Source organism: Neolewinella xylanilytica, assembly GCF_002934605.1.
GTDB lineage: Bacteria > Bacteroidota > Bacteroidia > Chitinophagales > Saprospiraceae > Neolewinella > Neolewinella xylanilytica.
In genome coordinates this window covers 41668-61059 of record NZ_PTJC01000008.1, presented here as the reverse complement: position 1 = coordinate 61059, position 19392 = coordinate 41668, and the positions used below count along the sequence as shown (strand labels likewise).

General features: G+C 59.6%; 18 protein-coding genes. 9 read left to right on the top strand and 9 right to left on the bottom strand.

From position 1 onward, the window contains the following. Positions 1-48: 48 nt before the first annotated feature. The 4 genes from CLV84_RS19925 to ribH are packed head-to-tail and all read left to right on the top strand — an operon-like array spanning position 49 to position 4711. Entirely contained in the window at positions 49-2274 is a 2226-nt protein-coding gene (locus CLV84_RS19925; protein ID WP_104421608.1) for a carboxypeptidase regulatory-like domain-containing protein, read from the top strand. A 3-nt stretch (positions 2275-2277) separates the two neighbouring features. Further along, positions 2278-3165 (top strand): alpha/beta hydrolase, encoded by an 888-nt coding sequence (locus CLV84_RS19920; RefSeq protein ID WP_104421607.1) that lies wholly within the window; start codon positions 2278-2280, stop codon positions 3163-3165. A 1-nt stretch (position 3166) separates the two neighbouring features. After that, positions 3167-4144: a pyridoxal-phosphate dependent enzyme gene (locus CLV84_RS19915; RefSeq protein ID WP_104421606.1), complete on the top strand. Its 978-nt coding sequence runs from the start codon at positions 3167-3169 to the stop codon at positions 4142-4144. 45 nt (positions 4145-4189) lie between these two features. Beyond that, a complete protein-coding gene (ribH, locus tag CLV84_RS19910; RefSeq protein ID WP_104421605.1) occupies positions 4190-4711 on the top strand; it encodes a 6,7-dimethyl-8-ribityllumazine synthase in 522 nt (173 codons plus the stop codon). A 9-nt stretch (positions 4712-4720) separates the two neighbouring features. On the opposite strand, the gene xseA is transcribed toward ribH, so the two are convergent. Beyond that, positions 4721-5947, bottom strand: a complete 1227-nt coding sequence (gene xseA, locus CLV84_RS19905) for an exodeoxyribonuclease VII large subunit (protein WP_104421604.1) — start codon at positions 5945-5947, stop codon at positions 4721-4723. An 80-nt stretch (positions 5948-6027) separates the two neighbouring features. Between xseA and CLV84_RS19900 the strand changes: the two genes are divergently transcribed. Next, entirely contained in the window at positions 6028-6960 is a 933-nt protein-coding gene (locus CLV84_RS19900) for an energy transducer TonB (RefSeq protein WP_104421603.1), read from the top strand. A gap of 11 nt (positions 6961-6971) precedes the next feature. On the opposite strand, the gene CLV84_RS19895 is transcribed toward CLV84_RS19900, so the two are convergent. Continuing rightward, complete coding sequence (locus CLV84_RS19895; protein ID WP_104421602.1) at positions 6972-8039, bottom strand: zinc-binding metallopeptidase family protein; 1068 nt, start codon at positions 8037-8039, stop codon at positions 6972-6974. A gap of 79 nt (positions 8040-8118) precedes the next feature. Between CLV84_RS19895 and rlmF the strand changes: the two genes are divergently transcribed. After that, positions 8119-8958, top strand: a complete 840-nt coding sequence (gene rlmF / locus CLV84_RS19890) for a 23S rRNA (adenine(1618)-N(6))-methyltransferase RlmF (RefSeq protein ID WP_211295314.1) — start codon at positions 8119-8121, stop codon at positions 8956-8958. A gap of 15 nt (positions 8959-8973) precedes the next feature. Here the strand turns inward: rlmF and CLV84_RS19885 are convergent, their stop codons facing one another. After that, the gene (locus CLV84_RS19885) at positions 8974-9642 is read right to left on the bottom strand and encodes a YggS family pyridoxal phosphate-dependent enzyme (RefSeq protein WP_104421601.1); all 669 of its coding nucleotides are present in this window, start codon (positions 9640-9642) and stop codon (positions 8974-8976) included. Positions 9643-9813: 171 nt separating this feature from the next. On the opposite strand from CLV84_RS19885, the gene CLV84_RS19880 reads away from it, so the two are divergent. Further along, positions 9814-10002: a hypothetical protein gene (locus CLV84_RS19880; RefSeq protein WP_104421600.1), complete on the top strand. Its 189-nt coding sequence runs from the start codon at positions 9814-9816 to the stop codon at positions 10000-10002. On the opposite strand, the gene CLV84_RS19875 is transcribed toward CLV84_RS19880, so the two are convergent. Further along, positions 9995-10576, bottom strand: coding sequence for an FKBP-type peptidyl-prolyl cis-trans isomerase (locus CLV84_RS19875; RefSeq protein ID WP_170067796.1), 582 nt, complete (start codon positions 10574-10576; stop codon positions 9995-9997). The genes CLV84_RS19880 and CLV84_RS19875 overlap by 8 nt on opposite strands. A 71-nt stretch (positions 10577-10647) precedes the next feature. Further along, a complete protein-coding gene (msrA, locus tag CLV84_RS19870; protein ID WP_104421598.1) occupies positions 10648-11241 on the bottom strand; it encodes a peptide-methionine (S)-S-oxide reductase MsrA in 594 nt (197 codons plus the stop codon). Positions 11242-11306: 65 nt separating this feature from the next. On the opposite strand from msrA, the gene CLV84_RS19865 reads away from it, so the two are divergent. Both CLV84_RS19865 and argS read left to right on the top strand, forming a co-directional pair. Further along, positions 11307-14162 (top strand): Npt1/Npt2 family nucleotide transporter, encoded by a 2856-nt coding sequence (locus CLV84_RS19865; protein ID WP_104421597.1) that lies wholly within the window; start codon positions 11307-11309, stop codon positions 14160-14162. A gap of 18 nt (positions 14163-14180) precedes the next feature. After that, positions 14181-16028, top strand: a complete 1848-nt coding sequence (argS, locus tag CLV84_RS19860) for an arginine--tRNA ligase (RefSeq protein WP_104421596.1) — start codon at positions 14181-14183, stop codon at positions 16026-16028. Positions 16029-16035: 7 nt separating this feature from the next. Here argS and CLV84_RS19855 read toward each other — a convergent pair whose 3' ends face one another. Genes CLV84_RS19855 through CLV84_RS19840 form a run of 4 tightly spaced genes read right to left on the bottom strand, consistent with a single transcriptional unit; the run spans position 16036 to position 19209 of the window. Next, positions 16036-16830 carry an Fpg/Nei family DNA glycosylase gene (locus tag CLV84_RS19855; RefSeq protein ID WP_104421595.1) on the bottom strand — a complete coding sequence of 265 codons (795 nt, stop codon included), beginning with the start codon at positions 16828-16830 and terminating at the stop codon, positions 16036-16038. A 47-nt stretch (positions 16831-16877) separates the two neighbouring features. Continuing rightward, a complete protein-coding gene (locus CLV84_RS19850; RefSeq protein WP_104421594.1) occupies positions 16878-17756 on the bottom strand; it encodes a hypothetical protein in 879 nt (292 codons plus the stop codon). Positions 17757-17779: 23 nt separating this feature from the next. Further along, positions 17780-18205, bottom strand: coding sequence for a UPF0158 family protein (locus CLV84_RS19845; RefSeq protein ID WP_104421593.1), 426 nt, complete (start codon positions 18203-18205; stop codon positions 17780-17782). Beyond that, positions 18202-19209 (bottom strand): SMP-30/gluconolactonase/LRE family protein, encoded by a 1008-nt coding sequence (locus CLV84_RS19840; RefSeq protein WP_104421592.1) that lies wholly within the window; start codon positions 19207-19209, stop codon positions 18202-18204. Before CLV84_RS19840 ends, CLV84_RS19845 begins: the two co-directional genes overlap by 4 nt. Positions 19210-19392 lie beyond the last annotated feature (183 nt).

Sequence of the window (19392 nt, the reverse complement as noted above, 5' to 3'; positions counted from 1 at the left end):
GTTTTCGGTAAAGACCGTGATTTTTGTATTGACACTTACCTTAGTCTTATGAACAAGCTTATACGTTCGCTGCTCTGCGGAGCGGTAGTTGTTTGCTGTCTACCCCTCGGAGCGCAATTTCGTAGCGAAATGCAGGCGGGGGAGAAGCAAATGGAGCTGCGAGCCTACCACCTGGCCATCGACAGCTACAAACGCGCACTGGCCTACCGAAGCGACGATCCGGAGGCCCTGGCACAGATTGCCGAAGCCTACCGGATGGTGAACGAACTGGATACCGCCCGCATCTACTACAGCCAGGCGATGAAGGATCGCAAGGTAAAAGCCACCACTTTACTCGGGTACGCCCACACCCTGCGCGGACTCGGCATGTACGAAGGTGCCCAATTGCTTTACCAGGCCTACGCCCGCGAGGAAGATCCGACGATCGGTAATCACTTCATTACCGGGGCCCAATTCGCCCAGAGCCAGCGGGAGGAATCCGCGGGTTTCGTAGCCAAACAGCTTACCATCAATACGGAGATGCCCGAGTTCGGGGCCAGTATCCCGCGGGAGGGCAAATTGCTGTTCAACAGCGGTCGCACGGACCCCGAGTTCGCCGGCCTCACGATCAACCGCCCCTACGTGGCCGACGTCAACCCCGACGGTAGCCTGGAAACGCCGGTCATGCTCGCTTTCGGCTACGTGCCCACCGATGGCAGCCAGATCGGGCCGGTACGCTACAGTCCAGACGGTCGTAAAGTGGTCTTCACCCGCAACAACTTCACGCCGGGCACCCGGTTGATCCCCGAAGCCGGACCAACCCTCAGCCTGATGGTTGCCGACGTGAACGAGGAGGGAATGTGGAGCAATGTCCGTCCGTTGCCGTTCAACGGGAATGATTTCAGCAGCGGTTACGGTACCTTCGGGACGGACGGCAGTACCATCTATTTTGCCAGCGACCGGCCCGGCGGCTACGGCGGCTACGATATCTACCGCTCCCGACTAGCGGGCAACGATTGGGAAGCCGTGCCGGAAAACCTCGGACCGGTGGTCAATAGCCGCGGCCACGAGATCACCCCGTTCTATAATGGCCACAGCCTTTACTTTTCCAGTAGCTGGCACCACGGACTAGGTGGCTACGACGTGTTTCGAGCCCAAATGGCCACCGGCAAACCGATCGCTCTCTACCATCTGGGTAACGCCATCAACAGCAGCCGCGACGATATGGGATTTGTGTTCGACCGGAATTCCCGCACCGGTTACGTCACCTCCAACCGGATCGGCTTCAGCGGCGGCGGGATGGAAGACATCTACTACATCATGCCCGAGGAGGCCATCACGGACCTGGCATCCGGGGAGGAAACGGGTACCGACCTGTCGGCCGGTCCGGCGGCCCCCACCCAGGCCGGGGTGCTCCCCGCCAAACCGCCCACGCTCACCACCATGCGCGGATACCTGACCGACGTGGTCAGCGGCGCGCCCGTGATCGATGCCGATGTCATGGTGATCAAGAAAAGCACCGGCCAGGAAGCTTCGACCTGGAGTGACAGCTACGGCGCCTTCTACGCCTCGGTCGAACCCTTTACCGATTACGAAGTAACGGTGCAGGCACCCGGCTTCGAAACCATGATCTTCGACGTGGTAACGGAAGACAGCGATCGGACGGAAATCTTCGGAACGACGCCCCTATCGCCCCGTGAGGAGGTGGAAGCCACGGCGGCGGATACGCCCGTTGCCGCCCCGGAAAGACGTGCCCGCGGCACCTTCGGCATACAGATCGCCAGCCTGCTGGTAGATCCCGAACTCGCCGCATACCAAAATACGGCCGCTTTGGGAGAGCTCAACGTGGAGCGGGATGGCAACCGCCGCCGCGTTCGCGTCGGTTATTTCGAGACCCGGCGGGAAGCGGAGCAAGCGGCCCAGGCGGCCCGGCAATTGGGGTATGCCGGTAGCTTCGTGATAGAATTCGCTCCGGGAAGTATGGAACCCGTGATGGCCCAAACGGAACCTACCCCCGCCGTTGCTCAGAAAACCATCTCGGATCCTGGATTCGTTGCCTCAGGCAATTACCGTGTCCAACTGGGAGCCTTTAGTCGGCCCGGCAACTTCAACCGGGAGAAAGCCTGGGAATTGGGTGAACTGGGCAGCGAGGCGCGGGGTGCCCTCACGGTATTCTTCGTCGATAAGATCAGCACCCTCGAGCAGGCCGAATACGTGCGCGACCGGGCGGCCGAACTGGGCTTCGTCGGTCCCTACATCCTGGAGCTGACCGACCTGGGGTACACCAAACGATAAGCAATGCGGCTATTCCTTGCACTCGGGCTTTTGCTGACCCTGCCGCTGTATAGCCAGGATACAATCTTTCCGGTATACACTACCGACATTCCCTGTTTCACCGATCGTCCGCTGTTAGTCCGTTACGACTCGGCCATCGGGGCGATGTTGACGGACGTATCCGTGCCCCAACTACACTATTACGCACCCGTTCCCCGGGCCGGGACGGGCAAAGCCGTCATGATCGTGCCCGGCGGCGGCTACGCGATCGAGGCCTGGGACCACGAGGGCGTCGACATTGCCCGCTACCTCAGTGCCCACGGTTACCACGCTTTTGTGCTGAGCCATCGCCTCCCCGCCCGTCTCACCGGCTCCTGCCAATCCACCGCGGCCCTGTCGGACGCCCAGGCAGGCATACGCCGCATCCGGACGCTGGCCGATTCGCTGGGCTACGGAAACGATCACGTGGGGATTATGGGCTTTTCCGCGGGCGGCCACCTGGCCGGATCGGCCTCGGTACACGCCGAAATAGCGGACGGCGTCACCACCCGTCCGGACTTCAGTATCCTGGTCTACCCCGTTACCCGCATGAATCGCGAACGGAACGGTCACCCGGGAAGTCAGCTGAATCTGCTGGGGGAAGCCCCCTCCGAGGAGGCGCTGCGTTACTACAACCTGCCGGAAAACGTCGATAGCCTCACGCCGCCGACCCTGCTTATTCACGCTTCCGACGATACGGGCGTGCTACCGGAGAATTCCCTCGCCTATTACCGGGCGCTCGTCGAGCACGGGGTGGGGGCGGACTTGCGGATGTACGCTACCGGCGGCCACGGATTCGGTTCGGCGCGTGAACGCCCGGGCCCCGTAGCCGGTTGGTTGGAGGAGGTGACCACTTGGCTTGCCGCACAATAGTATGATCGAACTTCCCCCCTTAACCCAGATTCCCAACCAGGCCGAATTGCTGGTTACCCACGAGGCTATCCACCCCTTCGTGCACCGGACGCCCATCCTGACCAACGCCAGTATCGACCGTAAGGCCGGAGCGAAGCTGTTTTTCAAGTGCGAAAACTTCCAGCGTATCGGCGCTTTCAAAATGCGCGGTGCCGCATCGGCCGCCCTGCGCCTGCGGCCGGAGGAGCGAGAACGAGGACTGGCCACCCACAGCAGCGGCAACCACGCCCAGGCGGTAGCGCGCATGGCCCGCGAGCTCCACATCCCCGCCTACATCGTGATGCCCCACGATGCCCCCCGCGTCAAGGTGGCCGCCGTGAAGGAGTATGGCGCCGAAATCACCTACTGCAACAATACCCCCGACGAGCGGCAGGCCGCGTTGGATGCAGTGGTGCGGCAAACCGGCGCGGCCTTCATTCATCCCTTTAATGATTTCGGCGTCATCGCCGGACAGGCCACCTGCGCCATGGAGCTGATCGAGGATACCGACGTGGTACTGGATACCATCATTGCGCCGGTCGGGGGCGGCGGACTGTTAGCGGGTACGGCCCTCGCCGGCCGCTACTTCAGTCGCCGCGCCGAGGTGGTCGCAGCCGAACCAAAGGCGGTAGACGATGCGGCACGGAGCATCCTCAGCGGTCGCATTGAAAGCAACGCCGTCAACCTGACCGTGGCCGACGGGCTGCGAACCAATCTGGGCGAACGCACATTCGCGATCATCCACCGCTACGTTTCGGAAATATTTCTGGTGGAAGAGCAGGAAATCATCGACGCGATGCGGCTCATCTGGGAGCGCATGAAGATTATCGTGGAGCCGAGTTGCGCGGTGCCCCTCGCGGCCATTCTGAAGCACCCCGAGCGCTTTCGGGGGCAGTCGGTCGGCATCATCCTCACGGGTGGTAACGTGGACGTGGATCGGTTGCCGTTCGGCCAGTCGTGAGCAACCGGCGGGGGGACTCGATTGTATAGTCTCAAAATTACCCCGATGGCCTCCGCCCACAAAAATCTTAGCAGCTACGACGACACCCAGTTACCCGACGCTTCCCCGATGCGCTTCGGCATCGTCGTAGCCGACTGGAACGCCGATATCACCCACGCCCTCTATGCGGGTTGTCATGAGACCCTCCTGAAGCACGGGGCTACCGAAGACAACATCAAGACGGTCCAGGTGCCGGGCACCTTCGAGCTTCCCGCCGGTGCGCGTATGCTGGCCGGCCGCGAAAAAGTGGATGCCGTTATCTGCCTCGGTTGCGTTATAAAGGGGGAAACGAAGCACGACGAGTACATTAACAATGCCGTCAGCCAGGGGCTCGTCAATCTCAGCATCGCTACGGGCCAGCCGTTCATCTTCGGCGTGCTTACGCCGAATTCCCACGAACAGGCGCTCGACCGGGCCGGTGGCAAGCACGGCAACAAGGGCGTGGAAGCGGCGGTAACCGCCATCCGTATGGCCGAACTTTACCGCAACAGCAAGCAGGGAAAATCATCGATCGGTTTCGGCCGGTAAGCTGCCCAATCAATCCTTACGAAGCTTTGCTTTACCGTCCTGTAGTCGTACCTCCACGTCTCCGGTTTTGAGTGATTTGGCCGTCGTGACCAATTTTCCCTCCTGCACCAAGAGGGCGTAACCGCGCGCCAGCGTCGTCTCCGGTCGTAGCGCGGTCAGCAGCCGTTCGTTGGTGTCCAGCTTTTCTCGTGCCGTGGCTAGGTTGCTGGCGGTAAGGCTGTGCAGCCGTTCTTCCAGGGCGCCGGTGCGCAGGTGGGCCGTATTCAGGGAACGTTGACCGCTTTGGTAGGCCAACCGTAACGTCCGTTCCAATCGATCGCGTTCCTCCTGCAGGATTTGACGCACGCGCCCATCTAGCGTCCGGCCAATTTGAAGCACCCGCATCTCCGCCCGCAGTGACCGGTCAACTAGGTAGGCGGCAACGGCGGTGGGCGTCTTCAGGCTGCGGTGGACCACCCGATCCAAAACGGTGTCGTCGATCTCGTGTCCGATGCCCGCCAGCACCGGAAGGGGACCGTCCGCCACGGCGCGGCACAGTAGCTCGTCGTCGAAGGCGGCCAGGTCGGTTTTTCCGCCGCCGCCGCGTACGATCACGATGGCATCGTACTCGGAAGCCCTTCGTTTGATCTGCCGTAGCCGGGTCAGGATCTCTTCGGTGGTCTGGGCACCCTGCATCGCCGCGGGGTACACCTCCTGGCGGTAAACGTAGCCGTAGGGGTTGTCTCGGAGTTGCCGCTGAAAATCCGCTAGCCCGGCGGCGGTTTCGGAGCTGATTACCGCCAGCCGCTGGATCACCGGTGGGAGGGGGCGTGCGGCGTTGCGATCGAGCAACCCGTCGCTATTCAGCGCGGTAAGGGTAGCCTGGCGGCGCTGTTCGAGGGCACCGATCGTGTGGGCGGGGTCTACGTCCTCGACGACCAGCTTAAGTCCGTAGCGCTCATGGAAGGAAGCGGTCACCCGCAGTCTGACGGACATGCCCTCCTGCAGCAGGCCCTTTATAAGGCCCGCCCCGTGGCTTTTGCGCAGCTTTTTGCGTCCGCCCGACCAGATCACGGCCTCCATCTGCGCAACGATGCTATCGTTCGCATCCGATTTTTCTACCAGGGTCAGCCAGGTATGCCCACGGGCTTCGCTGACCTGTGCCAGTTCAGCGGTGATCCATACGGGTTCCGGAAGATTAAGCGCGAAAACCCGGCGAATGAAGGTCGTGAGTTGGGATAAGGAAAGGGTTTCCATGGGGGTAAGGTAGGTCACATTGGGGTAGTGAATCTGCCGTAACGGAGATACTTTTACTCCGCCTAATCCTGCCCGTTATTATGTCTTGTACGTCTTTGAAGCTGTTGATTTGCATTGCCCTGCTGATTTGCCTTGCACCCGCGCTCGTCGCCCAGAAAGGAGACCGGCGATTCAAGGGCCGATACGAATCCGACCTGGGCCAGGGGAAAAAGGAACTTGCTTCCGCCTACCAGTGGATGACTTCCGTAACCGCGGATAAACAGTACGTCCGGCGCACCTACTTCCCCGAAACCCATCAGCTGATCGGTCACGTCACCTTCGCGGACAAGAAAATGAGGGTAAACAACGGCCCCGCCAGAAAGTGGTTTGACGAGGGAGGCCTTCGCTCCGAGGTAACCTTCGTGCATGGTTTGGAAGAAGGTATCTACGTTGACTACCACCGCAACGGTGCGGTCGCGTCAACCGGCACCTACCGAAGAGGGCAAAAAACGGGAACCTGGCTGCACTACCGGAATGACGGAACGCTGTACAAGTCCGCTAATTACCGGGCGGGCAAATTGGATGGTCCAAGCATTCGTATCGATTCCTTAGCCGGAGCGGATACGATTTATTACCGGCAGGACCAATTGGTGGACGCAGCGGGCGAAACCCTGGAGACGTCGGATCCCGGTCCAATGGAGCTAATGCCCCTGTTTCCAGGCTGCGAAGAATTTTTGGTGTATTCCGCACGGAAACCGTGTGCCGACCGGAAAATGTTGGAATTCGTGTACCGCCACATTCAGTATCCACCCCGCGCCCGGGAAATGGGAGTGGAAGGGACCGCCGTAGTCAGCTTCGTGATCGAGCGCGACGGTTCGGTCAGCGAAATTACCTCCGAATACGGGCTGAACGAAGATGTCCGCACGGAGATCGTCCGCCTGGTCAATATGATGCCGGTGTGGGAACCGGGTATACAGGATGGTATACCGGTGCGGGTGCTGTTTACCTTACCGGTGAAATTTGGCCTGCGGTAAGGGCCGAAGGCTTAATACGTCGACTGCCGTGCTGAATCGATCACCCTATTCACGAAGGCCAGTTTGGCCCGCACCGAATCGTTAATGACGAAGGGGTACAGATCGGGCCGGCCCATGCCCCGGTTCAGGCTATTGATGGCGAAAGTGAGGGGGACGCAAACCTTCAGGATCTTCTCCATGTCCCGCTCCCGGTAGGGGTCGAAATCGGCTTCCGCCCGCATCATCAGGTCTGGGGTGGTGGGTGGGTTGACCGTCATTCCGAAGGAATGGGCCGTCTCCAGCATATCCATGAGGTGCAGGTAGTGCGCCCAGGTTTCCGCCCAGTCTTCCCAGGGGTGCATGGTGGCGTACTCACTGATGTAATTCGATTCCCAGCCCCGGGGGGCACCGTTCTGGTAGTGTTGGTTGAGGGCTTCGCCGTAGTCGGCGCGGTCGTCACCGAACAGTCGCCGGAATTCTTCCAATAAGGTAGGGTTGGCGAGAACGAGTAGATCCCAGTAATAATGGCCGACCTCGTGGCGAAAGTGACCGATTAGGGTGCGGTATTTCTCGTGTAGCTGGATGCGGGTCGCCTCGCGATTGACGGAGTCGGCTTCGTCGACGTTCAGCGTGATGAGCCCATCGTCATGACCGGTCATCACCGGTTCGTCGGCATCCTCAGAAGCCAGAAAGTCGAAGGCAAGTCCCCGGTCGGGATGGGTAATTTTGTCTTTTACCGGCAATCCGAGTCGGTTGAGGGCGTACACCAGGCGGTGTTTGGCCATTTCCAGTTCCTGCCACTCGCGCAGCTTCTCCGGGTCGCTCAGGTTGGGGACGGTGCGGTTCAGGTCGCAGGCATCACAGAGTCCGGTGGGATCGTCTGACGGAATGACCCAGTTACAGGCCTGGTGGCGGTGATTATCGCAGTACTTAATCAGGCTACCGTTGCCGGCGGGGTGGTTCCATTCCGTTTCGCCGGGGCGGAGGGCAATCATGTCATCCGTTTCGCTGGCGTATCCGAGCCAGTTGCCGCAGTTGCTACAGCTTACGTTTTCGAAGTAAACGGGGTAGTGGCAGTGGCCGCAGTGGTAGATTTTCATAGTGGGAGTGGGTTTACCAACAACGTTGCGGGAAGTGCGGTGTTCCGAATGCCGAGCTTATATCCAACAAAGATTTTCCGTGCATCCCCGCAATCGTTACCAGGACAAACATGATTTTCCGGCGCTGATCGCCCGCGAGCCCCGACTTGGCGAATACTTGGTAACTACCCCGGCCGGCCGATCGCTGGATTTTAGTAAGCGCGAGGCACTGGTCCTGCTGAATCGTGCGCTGCTACGGCGGGACTACGGTCTTACCCACTGGGACCTGCCGGAGGGGCATCTGGTGCCACCGATCCCCGGTCGGCTCGACTACATCCACGCCCTGGCTGACTTAACCGGCGAGCCGGGCCGGGTGCTTGACATTGGCACCGGGGCCAGCCTGATTTATCCCATTCTTGGCGTAGTGGAATACCGGTGGGACTTCGTGGCTTCCGATATCAGCGCTCGTGCCGTCAAGGTGGCCACTGCTATCGCCACAATGAACCCGGTGCTGAAACGGCGGGTGGACGTGCGGTTGCAGCCGGAGCCGTCGCGGTTTTTTACCAACGTCATCCGGCCGGGAGAACGCTTCGGCGCCACCCTCTGTAATCCCCCCTTTTACGAAAGCCGGGAAGCTGCCGTAGCCGCCGGCAAAAAAAAGTGGCGGAAACTCGGTAGGGAGGACAACGGCTTGTCGTTCGGAGGGTCGGACACGGAACTCTGGACGGCCGGGGGCGAGCAACAATTCTTACGGAACATGATCCGGGAGAGTCACGCCTTCGGGGATCGGGTAGGATGGTTCACCACCCTGGTGTCCAAAAAGGGATACCTACAGGCTGCGAAAGCGGACCTGGAGCGGTTGCGAGCCGCGGAAGTAAGGGTGTTACCCATGGAGCAGGGAAACAAGCGAAGTCGGATGCTGGCCTGGCGCTTTCGGTGAGCCTGAGCATTGCCGCTACTGCGGACGCTCGCCCAATAACCGGCTGCCGATCCGTACCAGGGTGCTGCCCTGCTTGAGTGCGATCGGGTAATCGTTCGACATGCCCATACTGATCTCGGTGAACGCCGGGTCTTCCTCGAAGTAGGCGGCTTTCAGCTCGGCGTATATTTCGTGCAGCGTGCGAAATTCCTCGGCGACCTGCTCTTCGTTTTCGGTGTAGGTGGCCATACCCATGACGCCCACGATACGCACGTGGTGGAGTGGTTCCTCGCGGACCGATTCCATAAGCTGCCGACCCGTTTCGCGGGTCAGTCCGTACTTGCTTTCTTCTTCGGCGATGTGGTACTGGAGGAGTACATCGGTGCGGGAATCATCGGAGCGCTTATCCAGCTCCCGCAGGAGGCGCAGGCTGTCGCCCGAATGGATTAAGGAAACCAGGGGGATGACGTGCTTGGCCTTGTTGCGTTGGAGGTGGCCGATGAAGTGCCAGTTGATGTCCTTTGGAAGCTGCTCGTACTTTTCCACTAACTCACTGACGCGGTTCTCGCCGAAATCGCGGTGGCCCAGTTCGTACAGTTCCCGGATCTTTTCTACGGGATGTGTCTTGGTCACGGCAACCAGCCGGGCTCCCGAGGAGGCGATTTCCCGGCTGAGGGCGTTATAGTGATCGGAAAGGCTTTCCATGAAATTAATTTGTTTAACCGGGTAACGGTTGCCGTTTCCTGGACATAAACTACCGTTCCGTAAAGAACGGCTAAAGGAAATATTAAAGCGCGTGGATAATACGCTATGTCTACAACACGCTACCTATTTTATACGTAGCGAACTACATTATCCACGATACCAATAAAAACTATGAGTTACCTGACCATCAAGAACGAACGCAAGCACCGTCGCCAGGCCCGCCTGATCACCTTTGTGGTAACGACGCTGATGCTAGGAGCCGCCGCCCACGGGATGGGTGCCACCCAAGAACTCGTCGAAGTATTCCAACGGCTCATGGGTACCCAGCCCGTGGACACGGCCGTAGCCTCGCTTATTTGACCTCGAACAGTTCTACGTCGAAAATCAGCGTGGAGTAGGGGGGAATGGCGGGAGGCGAACCACGCTCGCCGTAAGCCAGGTGGTAGGGAATGTAAAACCGATACTTGGCGCCTACCTTCATGAGCTGTAACCCTTCCGTCCATCCGGAGATCACGCGGTTTAGGGGAAACTCGATGGTCTGACCGCGGTCGACGGAACTGTCGAAAACCGTCCCGTCGGTCAGCGTACCGTGGTAGTGCACCTTCACCGTTTCGGCCGCCGAGGGGCTGGCCCCGCTACCTTCTTTCAACACCTCGTACTGGAGGCCGGAATCGGTGGTTTTGACTTCCGCGCGTTTGGCGTTCTCCGCGAGGAAGGCTTCTCCTTCCTGGCGGGCTTCCGAACCTGCGCTCGCCGCCGCCTTTTGTAGATAATCCTGAATGTGCATGTTAGCCTGTTCGGGCGTTACGGTCGAATTGCCGTCCAGGCCGTCCTGAAATCCCTTGGCGAGACTTTGGGCGTCAATACTGTCGAAGCCCTGGGCTTTTAGGTTTTGACTCAGCACGATGCCGAGACTATAGCTGGTGGTATCCATATAGGATGCTTGGTTTTGCGCCGCTAGGGCGGCGGTAAAAAGTAACAATACAAGCGGGCCGCCTAAACGTTTCATGCACGGGACTTCAGGCGATGGCTGTACTTCTTGCGGATCTTACCCACCTTCGGGCTGATGACGAAGGTGCAGTAGCTGTTGCGGTCGCCAACCTTGGTGTAATAATTCTGGTGATACTCCTCCGCCGGGTAGAAGGAAGTGAAGGGAATCAGGTCCGTAACCGCCTGCTTACCATACAGATCCGGGACTAAATCAGCAATCAGTTCCTCCGCGGCGGCTTTTTGCTCGTCGCTGGTGTAAAAGATCGCGCTACGGTACTGCGGGCCGACGTCATTGCCCTGGCGATTGGGCGTGGTAGGGTCGTGCGCGGCGAAGAAAATTTCCAGAATTTCTTTCCGTCCGATCACCTGCGGATCGAATTCCACTAAAATTACTTCCACGTGGTCGGTACCTTTGGTGCATACCGCTTCGTAATTTGCGGTTTCCGCCGAGCCGCCGGCATAACCGCTAACGACGCGTTCGACGCCTTCGATATCAATAAAAACGGCCTCGGTACACCAAAAGCAGCCGCCACCGAGCACGATGGTCTCCTGTCGGTCGTTATTATTTAATTCTGAAATTACTTCACCAAAACGGGGGGTGGTAGACATGGTATTGGATTGAATTGTTGGACGAGTATCCCCGTGAGGGGGTGTCAGGGAATTAACGTGTCCGTATGCAGCAAGTTTTAAGCAAGGTATTTCGTGCCCGCCCGGGAGAGTGGGGGGCCGTGCTTATGCTACAGCTGCTGGTTTTTTTGATTATTTGTACGCTCCTCATCGTCAAGCCTACCGCCAGCGCGATGTTCCTTTCGGAGTACGGCGCCATCGGCTTGCCCTACATCTTTTTGGCGACCGCCGTGCTGGCCGCGGTGGTGAGTACCGGCTATTCGGCGGCCCTGCGCCGCTACAGTTTACTGCGGGTAAGCTTCGTGTCCTTGGTCGTCTGCCTCGGAATCCTGCTGGTTTGCTCCCTGTTCATGCGCATTCCCCTGGCGCGACCGACGATCGCCATCGTGCTCTACCTCTGGACCGCTATTTTTGGCGTACTGGCCGCCTCCCAGTTCTGGATGATGGCCAGTTTCGTATTTGACGTGCGGCAAGCCAAACGATTGTTCGGACTGATCGGCGCCGGGGCCATTGCCGGCGGTATTGCCGGTGGGTACATCACCTCGCTTTTGGCACAGGAGATCGGTGCCCGCAACCTCATCCTGGTGGCCGCCGCGCTGCTCGTGCCCAGCCTGTTGCTGACGGCCATCATTTGGCGGCGCTACGTACTGCGTAAGCAGAGTATGCTCTCCCGGAAGAAAAAATCGAGTACGGCCTACGAGGCCCCCCACCGGCTGATCTTCGCCAGTAAGCACCTCCTCCTGCTGTGCGGCGTCGTGGCGCTTAGCGTCATCGTAGCCAAACTGGTCGATTACCAGTTCAGCGTGCTGGCGGCGGAGCGCTACGGCGATCAGGACCGGCTGGCCGGTTTCTTCGGCTTTTGGTATTCCACCTTCAATATCGTGGCGCTGGCGATCCAGTTACTCCTTACCCAGCGGGTGGTGCAGGGCATCGGGGTGAGCGGGGCCCTTCTTTTCCTACCCGTTGGCCTGGGCATTGGTGCCATTACGATGCTCTTCATGCCCGGGCTGTCGGCGGCGATCATCAGCCGGTCCATCGACGGAAGCCTGAAGCAGAGTCTCAGCCGGGCCAGCATCGAAATGCTGTTCCTTCCCCTCGACGAGGAAACGAAAAAGAAGGTGAAAACCTACATCGACGTATTCGTCGACAGCCTAGCCGGTGGGTTGGGGGGCTTGTTGCTCATCGGGCTCACCCAATTACTGGGATTCTCGGCTCCTTCGATTAGCTGGGTGGTCTTGATTCTGGTGGTCGTGTGGATGCTCAGCGTGATCCTGATTCGGGAAGAATACATCGAGGCCTTCCGCGCCCAGTTGTCCCACCTAAAGCCCAAGGAACACCGCAATCGCCTGCGCAGTCACCACCGCAAAGTGATGGCCGGCTTCCTCCAGGTACTCGAGGAAGGGCAGATGAGCACCCACGAAAAGCAGCTGCTCTACGTACTGGAGCGGGCCGACGACCTGAGTAACGCCACCTTTCGAGAGCCCATCACCCGACTGCTGGCCCACCCGTCGCCCAACGTTCGGGCCCGCGCCCTCCGGAGCTTATACCTGCAGCCGGGCACCGAACTGGTGGAGGAAGTCATCGCGTTGTTGGAAGACGCCGACCCGACCGTTCGGAGTGCCGCCTTTGATTACCTGTTTTCCCGCACGCAGTCGGTGGGGAAGGAAGTGCTGGAGCCTTTGCTGGACCATTCGGACCCGGAAGTAGCCGGAGCTGCCCTGGTGAGCCTGGCTACGGAAACCGCCGGGAACTCATTCAGCCGGAAGCAGTGGCAGGTCAGCCAACGATTGCGGCGCCGTATCCGGCAGTTACGCGACCTCGATGCGGATAGCCGCCGCCAGTGGTACGTTTACCTGCTCAAGGCATCCGGCAGGTCCCAGTTAGCTGCCGGGAGATCCTTCATCCAGCGGTGCCTGCTGCTGGAAGATGAGGAGATACTGCGCTACGCGATCCTGGCTGCCGGGGAGAGCCAGCACGAAGACCTGATCGTTCCCCTCTTGCACCTCATTACCCATCCGGAAGTGCGCCCGTTGGCCATTAACGCCCTGGTGCAGTACCAGGAGGGGCTGCTCGGGCTGATCCCCGGACTGATCGCATCGGGGGAACTGTCAATCACCGAGGTGCGGCGCCTACCCCAGGTGATCGAGAAAATCGATCGACCGCAGTCGATCGATTTATTGTTTTCGCTGATGGAGCGACATTATCCCGGCGACCTTCCGCTGCGGATGGAAGTCATCCGGGCCCTGAATGCGGTGAAGCGGGATTTCCCCAAACGCTCCATGCCGGCCAAGACGATCTATCGCCAAATCGTCGCCGAAGCCCGCCAGTACGAAAGCATGCAGGAGCAATTGCACAATCAGCTGATTCTCCTCCAGTTCGGTCGAAGCGAGGAGGAGCTGGTCTATCGGGAAGCCTTTACCAGCCTGATGAAGCAGCGCATGCGGGCGACGTTCAACCGGCTGTTCCGGCTGCTGGGGCTACGTTATCCTTCGGCTGACATCATTCCGGTCCACCTGGCCTTGAATGACGACCAGGTCTCCATCCAGATTAGCGGCATCGAGTTTCTCGACAACCTGCTCGAACTCAGTCTTAAGCGGCTGATTATTCCGCTGCTCGACCGGCGCCAGCGCCAGCTCCAGGGCGGGGGAGAGGGCGTTGGCACGGAGGTAGATATCGGCCTGTTGCGCAGGCAGGAATTTCGGTTCTTCCGCAGGTTGCTACGTGACCGGGACGAGCGATTGAAAATTGCTGCCCTACGGCTGATCTCGACCTTCGACGACCCGGATTACATCCCGGTACTGGACTACTTTTTGGCATCTGACGCCGACAGCGCGCAGGTCCGCATGGTAGCTCAGGAAGCCCTGGAAGAGCTACGCGTAGGTTTGAGTACGGTGGAAGTTTGATCTATCTTTGCCGCTGTTATGAAAGCATTACCCGAATTACTTGAAACCGGCGTCCGTGACGCCCTGCGCCACCTGTACGGCCCGGACGCCAGCGAACAGGAAATTACCCTTCAGTCCACCCGCAAGGAGTTCGAGGGGGAATTCACCGTCGTCACCTTTCCCCTGACCCGCCTGGCCAAGAAGAAACCCGAAGTCATCGCCGAAGAGATCGGCGCTCGCCTGAAGGAAACGCTGGAAGAAGTGAAAGACTTCAACGTGATCAAAGGGTTCCTCAATTTAGTGATTGCCGACCGCTACTGGATGGATTTTCTGCTACAGTCAGGCGTGCGGGAGGGCTTCGGCCACGTGGCGGGTGGCAAAGACAAGGTCGTCGTCGAATTCGCCAGCCCCAATACCAACAAACCCCTGCACCTGGGGCACATTCGCAACATCCTACTAGGCTGGTCGACGAGTAAGCTGCTGGAAGCCACCGGACACGACGTGGTTCGGGTACAGATCATCAATAACCGGGGCATTGCCATCTGCAAATCCATGCTCGCCTGGCAGCGCTACGGAAACGGGGCCGTACCCGAAAAGGCCGGCGTTAAGGCGGACCACTTCGTAGGCGATTATTACATCAAGTTCGAGCAGCACTTTCAGGAAGAGTACAAGGCGTGGCAAAAGTCGGACGAGGCCGCCGCGATCCTGGAAGAGAAAAACAAGAAGGACCTGTCACCCGCCGATTTTTGGAAGGGTTACAAAAACACCTACTTCAACGAAAACAGCGATCTCGGGCGGGCGGCAAAGGAAATGTTGCTGCGGTGGGAGGACGGCGAGCCGGAGACCGTTGCCCTCTGGAACCGCATGAACGACTGGGTGTACGAGGGATTCGACGAGACCTACGAACGTTTGGGGGTCAGCTTCGACAAGAACTACTATGAGAGCGAGACTTACTTGCTCGGCAAGGATATGATCGACGCCGGCCTGGATAAGGGCGTCTTTTACCGTAAGGAAGACGGCTCCGTCTTCGTGGACCTGACCGATGCCAAGCTCGACCAGAAGGCTATCCTTCGGGCCGATGGGACCAGCCTCTACATCACCCAGGATCTGGGCACCGCAAGGCTTCGTTATGATGACTTCGGTGCCAAACGGATGGTCTATACCGTGGGCGACGAGCAGAATTACCACTTTCAGGTGCTCTTCGAGATTCTCAAGCGCCTGGAAGAACCCTACGCCGATGGACTGTTTCACCTAAGTTACGGCATGGTCGATCTGCCCACCGGCCGCATGAAGAGCCGGGAAGGAACCGTGGTCGACGCCGACGATCTCATGGACGAAGTAATCCAGGAAGCCTACCAATCCAGTCTGGAGCGGGAATCCACCAGCGAACTCAGCGATACCGAACGGCGGGAGATCATTCAAAAGATCGGCATGGCGGCCCTGAAGTTCCAGATCATCAAGGTCGGCCCCCAGAAACGCATGATCTTCGATCCGAAGGAAAGCGTCGATCTGCAGGGCCAAACCGGGCCATACGTCCAAAACGCGTACGTGCGCACCCGGGCCGTGTGGCGGAAAGCCGGTCAGCGCGATCTTTCCCAAGCTGCCGGCTACACCCAATTGGAACCGGCCGAACGCGAACTGATCAGCCTGCTGTACGCCTATCCAGGCCTTCTGAACGACGCAGCCGCCAACTACGATCCCTCGATGGTCGCCATGTATTGCTACGAACTCGCCAAAAACCTGCACAAATTTTGGCACGACGTGAGCATCCTCGGCGCGGATACCGAAGCAGCCGTGGCCTTCCGCCTGTACCTTTGTCAGGCAGTGGGTAACGTGCTGAAATCGGGAATGGGCATCCTGGGGATCGAGATGCCGGAACGCATGTAAATCATCCCTAAGCTAGGCCGTCCTGGTACCCCTCTACAAAGTACGTGGTGCGGCCGGCCACCTTCATGACCTTTACTTCGCCGACTCCCCCCGGCCCGGCTTTGCCTTCCTCCCGCCAGACGTGCCAGAACCAGTCGTCGGGATAGTCCTTGTAATAGGGGGCATGGTCGACGCCGTACTGCATCACCGCGATGGTTTCATCGTGGATCGCCGTTAGCTGTGCTTCACTCAGATCGCAGGCCCGGGCCGCCGGGTGGATGCGGGTGCGGTAGCAGATTTCATCGGCGTAGAGATTGCCCACTCCCGCCAGAATGGACTGGTTGAGTAACAAGCCCTTGATCGTTGATTTTCGGTCGCTTACGGTAGCCAACCAATCCGAAAGGGTAAGATTCAGAGCGTCCGGTCCGAGTTTGATTTCTTCAATGTAGGCATCCCGGTCTTCCAGGTAGAGAATACGCGCGAACTTCCGCGGGTCATTGAAGCCGAGCACGTTGCCGTCCGCGAAGTGTAAGGCGAACCGCTCGAACTTGTGACGGTCGGTGGATTCTTGGTAAAGATTGAGGTCGCCGGTCATGCCGAAGTGCAGCAGCAGGGCGTGGCCGTTATCTAAGTTGGCGAAAAGGTACTTACCGCGGCGAAGGCTCCCGGTGATGGTCCGTCCGGTCAGGCTATCGGCGAATACCGCTCCGGGCATGTTCCGGATGATGTAGTCGTCGTGCACCGTCACCGACGCCACGGTCTGGCCGGTAGCCGCGGCGTCGAAGTATAGCTTGAAATTGTGGACTTCAGGTAGTTCGGGCATGGCAGGCGGTTTTTAGGGAAACGGTACCTCGACCTTCCGGTTGCGGATCATTTTACGAGCCCGAACCACTTCCGCTCCACTAGAAAGTACCCTTCGTCTTCCCCACCGAAGCGGGAGAAGAATTCCCGCACGCCGGGAAGTTCCGAACCCTCGAAATCGAAGGCGGCACCCGGTCGGTCGCTCATGGTCTGCATGACGTGGGCAAGCAGGTGGATCATCGCCCGCTTCTCGAATCCCAGCGGGGTGGACGCGGCTGCCAGGTTGAAGGCCCGGCCGGCCAGGTGGGGATAAAAGCCGACGCAGAGCAGTTCCCCGCCCTCGCTCATTCCCCGGCAGTACCCCAATTCCCGGTCCACCGCCGCATCGATGATGGCGGCAAGCCTTTGCCAGTGAAACGACCGGATGCCCCCCTTATCACCCAATTGTGTACGACACAGGTGAATCACCTGATCCCGGCTTACCGGGTGCACCTCCATCTCCGTTTGCTGGTTGAGGTACTGCCGCATCCGTTTTTGGAACCCTTGGCGGACGGTAGCGAATGGGCGAGCCAGATCGAGCACGTAATTCACCCGTTTGCGTACCGCATACACCCCGGGTACTTCCTCCCGGTCGATGGTGGGGCGTAAGGGAAGCGCCAATTGAAATTTTCGGGGAATTTGCCCGAGCAAGCGGTGTACATCACCGGCCCGGAGCGTTCCGTAGGGGCCGATCTGCTGAGTGAATGGCGGGCGGATATACGCCGGCAGGATGCCATAGCGGCGCAAGCGGGGTAGGGGGAGCACCACGCGATAGTCGTCGACGATCAGCGCATCCCAGCTACTATCCGTCGCTGCGTCCAGCCACCAACTCAGCCCGTAGGGAAGCGGAAGCGGGTCGCGCATCACGGCTTCGTCCCAGCGATCAAAGTCGATCTGGCGACTCCTCAAAAAGCGAACGGTTGCCGGCACGCCTATTCCGAATCGGCCCGCAGGCAGTCGCGGACGTAACTAGTGTAGCGCTCCTGCCGGAACTGGCGCCAGCGTTCGTAATTCTTTGGAAAGCGGCTGAGCTCCGCCTTGAAGTTCTGGAAGGGGTTCGGGCGCTTCAACGCGTAGGTGAGGGCCTGCCAGAGTTCCTGGTTGCGGACCCGGTCCGTGAAGGCGGCCATGATCTTGATGGCGTCCGCGGCGGGAAGGCGCTCGATGTGTATATAGGCGTCGGGGTCGGTGCTGACGTCCTGCATCACGGCCTCGAAAATTTCCGGATCGGCGCGGACGTTCCGCTCGGGATCGTCGGCGACCAGCATCCGGCCGTGTTCGCGGTGTACATAGACTTCCATACCACGGCGGATGGCGGTGGCGGCTTCGTTAATATCGGTGTCGTTGAGCTGGATCATATAGGTTTAATTTTTACACGAAGGAGGCGGTCGGCGTTGGTTAGGTACAACCAATCTTCTTCCGGAGACAGGGCTACGTTAGATACGGGGCCCACGCTCTTTATTTTAGCAATGAGGGTGCCGTCGGGACGGACCACCCAAACGCCACCCGGCGCCGTAGCGAAAAGGTGGCCCTGACGGGAAACCGCCATGCCGTCGGGGTAGCCCGGTTCCTTGTCTACGAACTCGGTTCCGTCGATCAGGATGGCGGGTTGTCCCAGGGTCCAGTCCGCGCGGATCGGAGTGGCCGTCACGATGGGCCGGGGCCCGTGGGAATTGCTGATGTAGAGCGTCCGTTCGTCGGGGCTCAGGCCGATCCCGTTCGGCCGTTCGTATTCCTTGGTGAGCAGGCTCACCTGTCCGCGGGGATCGACGCGGTACACGCCAAAGAAGCCGATGGCGCTTTCCACGCCCTCGGGCAGGCCGTACGGCGGATCGGTGAAGACGATGCTCCCGTCACTGGCGACCACCAGATCGTTCGGGCTATTAAACGGTTTGCCTTCGTACTGAGCGGCAATGACTTCGTAGCGGGGTTGTGGATCGGCGAGGTCCGAGACCATGCGGGCGATACGGCGACTTCCGTGCTGGGCGAGCAGCAGTTCTCCCTCGTCATTGAGGGCCAGTCCGTTACTGCCCGGTTCGTTGCTGTAATCGTCGGGGGCGGCCCCGCTGTTGGTGAGCCACACCTCGCTGCCGGTACCGGTCCAACGCAGCACCTGGTTGTGAGGCACGTCCGAACAGACGACCTCCCCGTTCGGCAGCACGAGCGGGCCTTCCGACCATTGCATGCCGCCAAAAAGGACTTCCGAGGCGAGCGTATCGCCGAACAGATCGCCGGCCGTGGCAGCATCGTGTACCTCCAGGCGGAGCCCGGTAGCGGTGGACGGGGGCGAGGTTTCAGGGACGGACGAAGAACGGCAGCCGAGCAGCCAGATCAGCGGGAATACGAGGAGCAGCGTGCGCATGCCGCAAAACTAGGGAATTTGGGCGGCGTGCGCGGGTTTGGAGATGGGTTAGGGAAAGAAACCTTTCTGAGAACCGGAATTTTCGCCCGGTGAATTGCTTTGTCTCCTGGTTTGGCAGTGGAGCAGCAAGCATCCGGCCCCCCTTACCCCGCTTTTCCTGCCACGGGCACAATCCGGTCGATG